Here is a 1,321-nt window from a genome sequence, read left to right as displayed (position 1 = left end):
GTAGATAACTCTGTTACTGTTACTGTTACTATCGTTATTGAAGTGTCTCCATTAGCATCTGTAATCATGTATTTGAAGCTATCTTCTCCTACAAAACCTGATTTTGGAGTGTATAAAATAACATCATCTGATGTACCTAGTGTACTATTAGTATCGATACTTACAGTTCCTAATTTATCACTATCTCCTAACAATGTACCATTTGGTAATGTTAAACCTTCATTAATAGCTCCATCTGTACCAAAATCATCATTTACTAAAACATTAATAATATTACCTGAACTATTCTGATCTACTGAAGCAACATCTGGTTGTGCTATTGGTACTGTTAAACCATTAACTACAACTGCTTCTGTTACTGTTACTGTTACAGTTGCTGTTGATGTATCTCCTGTATCATCTTTTATGGTATAATCAAATGTATCTGTACCAAAGAAACCTGATGCTGGTGTATAGTCTACTTCTCCTGCATTTACAACAACTGTACCTCCTTGTGTACTTATTGCTGATGGTAAGGTTAATGCATCTGAACTTGCTGCTCCATCAAAACCATAACTATCATTAGCTAATACATCTATACTAATCGCTCCACTGTCTTCTGTTGTACTTGCTACATCATCTACTGCTGTTGGTGTAGTAATCTCTGTTACTGTTACTGTTACTTCTGCTGTTGATGAATCGCCATTTAAGTCTGTAATTGTATAACTAAATACGTCTACACCTACAAAATCTGTTCTTGGAGAATATTTAACTGTAGTACCTACTAAGTCTATCTTACCTCCTAAGTCTGTATAAGAACCTGATAATGATATTGGGTGAGTAGCATTTGCTCCATCCACTCCAAAATCATCTGCTCCAGATCCATTATCTAATAAAATACTAATAATATTATCTGTTGAGTTTTGAGTAAAACTTACTGCATCATCTTGTGCTGTAGGTACACTTGCTGAACTGATAGATGTTACTGTTACTGTTACTGTAGCTGTTGATGTATCTCCATCTAAATCCTTAATAACATAAGTAAAAGTATCTTGTCCAGTAAAACCAGATGCTGGTGTGTAATCTACCTGACCTGCATTTACAACAACTGTTCCTCCTTGTGTACTCGTTGCTGATGGTAAAGTTAATGCATCTGAAGTCGCTGCTCCATCTGAACCATATCCATCATTTGCTAATACATTTATACTCGTAACTCCACTATCTTGTACAACTATAACTGCATCTGCAACTGCTGTTGGCGTAGATAACTCTGTTACTGTTACTGTTACTATCGTTATTGAAGTGTCTCCATTAGCATCTGTAATCATGTATTTGAAGCTAT

At 35.3% G+C, this 1,321-nt stretch carries 1 protein-coding gene; it reads right to left on the bottom strand.

Translation table 11 applies throughout. The features are described from left to right. The coding region (locus ACFOWD_RS13185; RefSeq protein WP_377411354.1) for an Ig-like domain-containing protein at positions 1–1,321 on the bottom strand (1,321 nt) is incomplete at both ends.

This window comes from Polaribacter marinivivus (assembly GCF_042651285.1).
Taxonomy (GTDB): Bacteria; Bacteroidota; Bacteroidia; order Flavobacteriales; family Flavobacteriaceae; genus Polaribacter; species Polaribacter marinivivus.
Note: the sequence above shows the minus strand (reverse complement) of the source record. Positions and strands in the feature narration are given on the sequence as shown.